The sequence below is a fragment of the Microbacterium xerophyticum genome (genome assembly GCF_053543555.1).
This window is the reverse complement of sequence record NZ_JBLVOB010000003.1, coordinates 9,266-15,022: the sequence shown is the minus strand read 5'-3', so window position 1 is coordinate 15,022 and position 5,757 is coordinate 9,266. Positions and strand designations below refer to the sequence as shown.

The window sequence follows — 5,757 nt, the reverse complement described above, 5'->3', positions numbered from 1 at the left end:
GCGACGCGCGGGCGGCCGCCGCACGGGCGGCGAGCGCATGTGCATTCTCCGCGCCGGCGCCGGTGACATGCAGGGCGGAGATTTCGACTCCGTACGCGCGGAACGCAGCGATGATCTTGTGGAACTCAAACCCTGCGGCCTCGACGACGGCCCGGGCCAGTTCCGGCACCGTCGTGTCGAGGGTCAGTCCGTGGATCGTGCCCCGGGCGGAGGGATCGTTGTCGAGTGTTCCTGAGCCGGCGAGGTAGGGCAGCATGAGAAGGGCGGGAGGCGCGTCCGCAAGTTCCCCGAACACATCGGCGACGTCACGGTTCAACAGTCCGGCGAGCCATTCGAGCGCCCATCCGCCGGCCGCCGTACCGGCAAGGGTCACCCATAGCTCCTCGTCGACGCGGTAGCTCGCGAACCCGGTGGCGCCGAGACCCTGGGGACGCACGCGTGAGCCGACGGTCAGGCAATCGCTGGAGCCGAGCGCTATCACCGAACGCACGCCGGGCTCGCCTCCCGCGCCCAGGAAGGCTGCAGCCTGATCGTGCGTCCCCGCCACCAGCGATGTGCCGGGCTCGACGCCGAGTGCATCGGCAGCCTCCGCGCGTACGACACCGATGACGTTGCCGGATGCGACTGGAATGGGCAAACGCTCTGCCTGCACCCATGGCGCTGTGGCAGCGGCCGCAGCCAGGATCTCCGCGCTCCACTCCCCTCTGTCCACATCGAGCATGCCGGTGCGCGCCGCTTGACCGAGGTCGATCGCCGCGACGCCGCTCCATCGCTCCGCGAGCAGGTCGCCAATACAGCGGTAGCCGGCCGCATCCGCCCAGGCATCGTCCCCGGCCATGATCTTGAACAGCGAGAACATGCCGTGCAGCGGCTGACCGGTTATCTCGGTGAAGCGTCCGTCGCCCAGGCGCGCTCCGACCGCGACAGCCGCCGCTGCCCCCCGGGTGTCCATGCTCACCGCGACCCGCGCCGACGGGGCGCCGGAGCCATCTAGCGGGACAACCGCTTCGCCCAGCACGCTGAAACCGATCGCACGCACAGGATCACCGGACTCCGCGGACTGCTGAGATGCGCGACGGACCACGTCTTCGGCAGCCGCGATGATCTCCTCGGCCTCGAGCTCCACGCGGCCCGTGCCGTCGCGCCGCAACGTGAGTACCGCAGAGGCCGTACCGCGCACGTCGCCTCCGTCGGAGAACGCCACGGCGCGTACGCCGCTGGTGCCGAGGTCCAATCCAATGACGCTCATTTGATCGCCCCTGAGAGGCCGTTCACGAGGTACTTCTGAATGAAAAGGAACAGCAGCACGACCGGGATCGAGATCAGTACCAGGATTGCGAAAAGCGCTCCCGGCTGCGAGAGGTACATGCCCCGATAGGCGAGCGGCACGAGGGTGAGCGGCTTGAGGGCGTTGTCGCCCAGCGTCACCAGCGGCAGCAGGAAGTCGTTCCAGCTCATCATCGTCTGCCACACCGCGACGACCGCGAGCGCAGGCTTGCCCAGCGGCAGGTAGATGCGCCAGAAGATCTGCCACGAGTTGGCGCCGTCCAGACGCGCAGCCTCGTAGGTCTCGAGCGGGATCGCGAGGTAGGAGGTGCGGATGATGATCACCGCGAACGGCAGTCCGAGCGCCGTGTAAACCAGCACGAGCCCGAGCAGGTTGTTGTAGAGCTGCATCGACTGCAGTATCCGGAACGTCGCGACCACGATGCTTGACATCGGCAGGATCAGCGCGAGGATCAGGATGCCGAAGATCAGAGCCTTCAGCGGCACGCGCAGCCGCGCCAGCGCGAACGCCGTCATGGAACCGAGCAGACACACCAGCAGCACCGACGGCACCGTGATCAGCAGGCTGTTCAGCAGGTGCAGCAGGACCGGGTTCTGTGCCCAGATCGTGAGGTAGTTCTTGATGCTGAACTCCTCGGGGAAGATCCCGAAGAACTGGGTGCCGGGGTTGTTCGGCGGCATCATCGAGAGGCCGATCACCATGATGATCGGCACGAGCCAGAGCACCGACAGCGGGATGAGCGCGAAATGTAGCCAGCCCACGCGGCGACCGGGCGCCCCGTGACGCGAGCGGGTCTTCGCCGCCTCCTTCGGGACGATAAGGTTGCGGGTCTCGTTCATCGCGGTCATTTCTCGTCTCCTGTGATGAATCCGGCACCGAAGACTCGCACCATCGAGAGCGAGCTCACGACGGCGATCACGAGCAGCACCACGCTGATCGCCGAGGCGTAGCCCACGTTCTGCAATTGGAAGGCCTCGAGGAACGCAAAGGTCGGCAGCATCTCGGACGCGTGGTTGGGTCCGCCCTGCGTGAGCACGTAGACGAGTTCGAAGGTCTTGAGCGATCCGATGATCCCGAGCAGCACGAGAGAGAGGGTCGTGGTCTTGAGGAGCGGGAACGTGATGCGCACCATGGTCTGGAAGCCGCTCGCGCCATCGATCCGCGCCGCCTCCATCAGGCTCGGATCGATCAGCTGCAGGCCAGCGAGGTAGAAGAGCATCGAGAACCCGGTCCACATCCACACGTTCACGAAGATCACGGCGAAGATCGCGGTCTGCGGATCGGCGAGGTAGTTGCCGCCGAGGAACTCGAGCCCCGTGGCCTTGCCGATTGCGGTGAGAACACCGTTGAACGGGTCGAGGATCCGCTGCCAGACGATGCCGACGACCACGGGCGAGAGGATCGCGGGGATGAAGAAGATCGCCCGGTAGATCGTGCTGCCCCGCAGCCCCTGGTTGAGAGCCACTGCGAGGAGGAAGCCGATCACCCCCTGCGGGATGATCGTGAGCACGATCCAGAATGCGGAGTTGCGGAGGGTGATGAGGAACGTCGGATCCCGGAACAGCTCCAGGTAGTTGTCGATCCCGACGGCGGTGCCGACGTTGACGCCGTCCCACTGCAGCGTGCTCGCCTGCACGTTGTAGAAGATGGGGTAGACGACGAAAACGCCGAAAAGGATGAGGGTCGGGGCCAGGAAGGCCAGTCCCACCAGCCTCTCTCTCGTCAGAGTCTTCATGCGCGCTCCTCTCAAGCAGGGTTCGGGGATGACGCCCCGAACCCTGCACGAATCCGGTTGTTACAGAGTGTCCTGGACAACCTGCACGGATTCCGCTGCCTCCTGCGGAGTGGCGTCACCGGTCGCGATCGCGGCCAGTGCGTCGGCGACCGCCTGGTCGAGCTTGGGAGATTCGAAGTAGCGCGACCACTTCACCTGCGGCAGCCACTCGTCGACAAACAGGTTCCAGATCTGCTCCTGCTTCTCGCTCGTGAACTTCTCGGGGGCGAGGCCGGTGACGGCGGGGACGTCGTTCATCGTGTTGACGAGCTTCTGCGCCGCGGAACCGGCGATGAAGTCGGTGAGCACCTTGCACGCCAACTCGGGGTTGGCGGTGTTCTTCGAGATGCCGAGGCTTACGTCGATGCCACCCACGAACTGCGACTCCGCCGCTCCTCCCGGGATGGTCGGGAACAGGAACGGCTCGTAGCCGGACATGCCCTCCGACAGCGGCGGGATGTCGGACTTGGTCGGGTCGGACTGCTGGATCCACCAGGCGCCCAAGGGGATCATGGCCGCGTTGCCCGCCTCGAACTGGTTCACGGCCGAGGGGTACGCGTCGAGACCGATCGCACCGTCCTGGGCGATGCCGTCGGAGAAAAGCTTGCCCCAGTACTCGAACGCCTTCACGAGCGCGGGATCGGTCCAGTCCTTGGTGCCGGCCTCCGCCTCGTACACGGTGCCGGGAGACACGTTGTTCGCAATCTGGAGGAAGACCACGTTGCGCAGCCAGGAGTCCTTGGCCGGAAGCAGGAACGGCGCGGCATCCCCGCCGCTGAGATCTTCGGTGGTCTGCACGAGCTCGTCCCAGGTCTTCGGCACGCTCAGGCCGGCATCATCGAAGATCTCGGAGTTGGCCCACAGGTTGACCGTCTGGGTGAGGATCGGCAGCGAGTAGAAGTTGTCGTCGCCCTCGGGGTTACCCATACGCGCCTGCTCGATGCCGATCGGGTAGAACTTGCTCTGCCAGTCGTCGCCCCAAGTCTCGGCCGCGCAGTCCTGCAGGGGCATCAGGTTCTCGCGGTACTGCTGAGTGAGCGCCCCCGGTTGGAGACCGAGCACGTCGGGCATGGTGTTCGAGCTCGCGCGGCTCTGCAGGTCGACGAGGTACTCCGGATAGTTGAAGATCGTCGCATCGATCTTCGCGTCCTTGTTCTCGGCCTGGAAGGCGTCGATCATCTGGCGCGTGGTCTGTTCGATCGGGCTCCAGGAACGGAACGTGATCGCATCCCCAGACGCATTGCCCGATTCCACCGGCGCTGCGCCGCCGGCGCATGCGGTGATCCCCAGCGCGGTGACGACGGTGGCTAAGCCTGCAAGGCTCCTCTTGAGCTTCATTCTGCATTCCCCTTACTTCGGTGTAAGTCCTCGGCAAAGTGCCGGTGCCCTTCAGCTTAGGATTACTTGCGTATTTCTTGCTAGAAAATCAGGCTTGGTTGACGATCTTCTTTCTTTTTTTGTGTTATCGCATGCGGCTATTTGTCCGTTCGAAAGTGAGACCAGAGGCATCCAGCGCTGTGATGCAGGATCTGGTTTGTCTGCTCGCAACCGCCGTCGATCGGGAGGGAATCACATCGTGAGTCGCGTGAGACGGCATCTAATCGCGAGTGCGCTCTACGATCGACACATGACCGATTCCGCACTCGTCCTGGTCGCCAACTCGGGCGACGGGTCCGTCACCGCTTTCCGGCTCGAGAACGGTCGGCTCGAACGCCTCGCCGTCACCGAGGGGCTTCCCGGATGCTCGACCTTCGCCGTCGATCCCGATCGTGACCTCGTCTACGCGGGAGTGAAGGGCGTGGAGGGCGCCCCCGCCGGCATCCTGACCCTGTCCCTCGATCGCGCGAGCGGAGCCCTCACACCGCAGTCGCGTCTCGATCTCCCGGACGGGAGCATGAACTATCTGTCGCTCTCGCGGGACGGCGCGGGGCTGCTCGGTGCCTCATACGGCGGCGGCTACGGCATCAGCTGCCCGATCGTGGACGGCGTCGTGGGCGAGCCCGTCGCGAAGATCGAGTTCCCGAACCTGCACTCCGTGCTGCCGAGCACCGACGGCCGCTTCGCGTATTTCGTGTCGCTGGGCGCCGACCTCGTGGCGCAGTACGCGCTCACCGACGATCTCCGCCTCGCGCCGCTCGCACCCGAGACCGTGGCCGCGCCCCACGGCAGCGGCCCTCGCCACCTCGTGCTGAACGACGCGCAGGATGCTCTCTACGTGCTCACAGAGTTCTCCGGCGAGGTGCTGCACTACGGCCGCGACACGAGCAGCGGCGAGCTCACTCTTCGCGGCGCCGCCGACGCCCACGACACGACCAAGAACCTCGGGCACAGCGTGTTCGGCGCCGATCCGCTCGCCCACCATTACATCTGGGGTGCCGACCTGCACTTCGGCGCCGACGGCCGCCGGCTGTGGAGCTCGGAACGCACGGAGAGCACGCTCGGCGCCGTGGCAGTCGCGGATGACGGTTCGGTGTCGGCGCCCGAACGCTTCACCGTCACCGAGACGCAGCCGCGCGGATTCGCAGTGAGCCCCGACGGTGCGTTCCTGATCGCCGCAGGAGAGAGGTCGACGACGGTCTCGCTCTACGCGGTGCACGACGACGACCTCGAGCTCCTCCAGCAGATCGAGACGGGTCAGGCCGCGAACTGGGTGCGCTTCGTCTGACAAGAGCGAAGGGGGCGGTCGACTGAAGTC

5 protein-coding genes are annotated in these 5,757 nt (G+C 65.6%); 1 reads left to right on the top strand and 4 read right to left on the bottom strand.

All coding sequences use genetic code 11. The features are described from left to right. From ACNPNP_RS01085 to ACNPNP_RS01070, 4 genes are all read right to left on the bottom strand, one after another. Positions 1 to 1,249, bottom strand: a 1,249-nt coding sequence (locus tag ACNPNP_RS01085) for an FGGY-family carbohydrate kinase (protein WP_448964227.1), incomplete at its 3' end; no start/stop codon positions are given. After that, positions 1,246 to 2,136: a carbohydrate ABC transporter permease gene (locus tag ACNPNP_RS01080; protein ID WP_448964226.1), complete on the bottom strand. Its 891-nt coding sequence runs from the start codon at positions 2,134 to 2,136 to the stop codon at positions 1,246 to 1,248. The genes ACNPNP_RS01085 and ACNPNP_RS01080, both read right to left, overlap by 4 nt. Beyond that, a complete protein-coding gene (locus tag ACNPNP_RS01075) occupies positions 2,133 to 3,023 on the bottom strand; it encodes a carbohydrate ABC transporter permease (protein ID WP_448964225.1) in 891 nt (296 codons plus the stop codon). Before ACNPNP_RS01075 ends, ACNPNP_RS01080 begins: the two co-directional genes overlap by 4 nt. Positions 3,024 to 3,083: 60 nt before the next feature. Next, the gene (locus ACNPNP_RS01070; RefSeq protein ID WP_448964224.1) at positions 3,084 to 4,400 is read right to left on the bottom strand and encodes an ABC transporter substrate-binding protein; all 1,317 of its coding nucleotides are present in this window, start codon (positions 4,398 to 4,400) and stop codon (positions 3,084 to 3,086) included. Between the two features lie 289 nt (positions 4,401 to 4,689). Between ACNPNP_RS01070 and ACNPNP_RS01065 the strand changes: the two genes are divergently transcribed. Continuing rightward, on the top strand, positions 4,690 to 5,727 hold the full coding sequence (locus ACNPNP_RS01065) for a lactonase family protein (RefSeq protein ID WP_448964223.1): 1,038 nt from the start codon (positions 4,690 to 4,692) through the stop codon (positions 5,725 to 5,727). Positions 5,728 to 5,757 lie beyond the last annotated feature (30 nt).

What these genes read in the sequence shown, in the direction of transcription:
- ACNPNP_RS01080 (WP_448964226.1), bottom strand. Translation starts at nt 2,136, where the DNA reads ATGACCGCGATGAACGAGACCCGCAACCTTATCGTCCCGAAGGAGGCG.
- ACNPNP_RS01075 (WP_448964225.1), bottom strand. Translation starts at nt 3,023, where the DNA reads ATGAAGACTCTGACGAGAGAGAGGCTGGTGGGACTGGCCTTCCTGGCC.
- ACNPNP_RS01070 (WP_448964224.1), bottom strand. Translation starts at nt 4,400, where the DNA reads ATGAAGCTCAAGAGGAGCCTTGCAGGCTTAGCCACCGTCGTCACCGCG.
- ACNPNP_RS01065 (WP_448964223.1), top strand. Translation starts at nt 4,690, where the DNA reads ATGACCGATTCCGCACTCGTCCTGGTCGCCAACTCGGGCGACGGGTCC.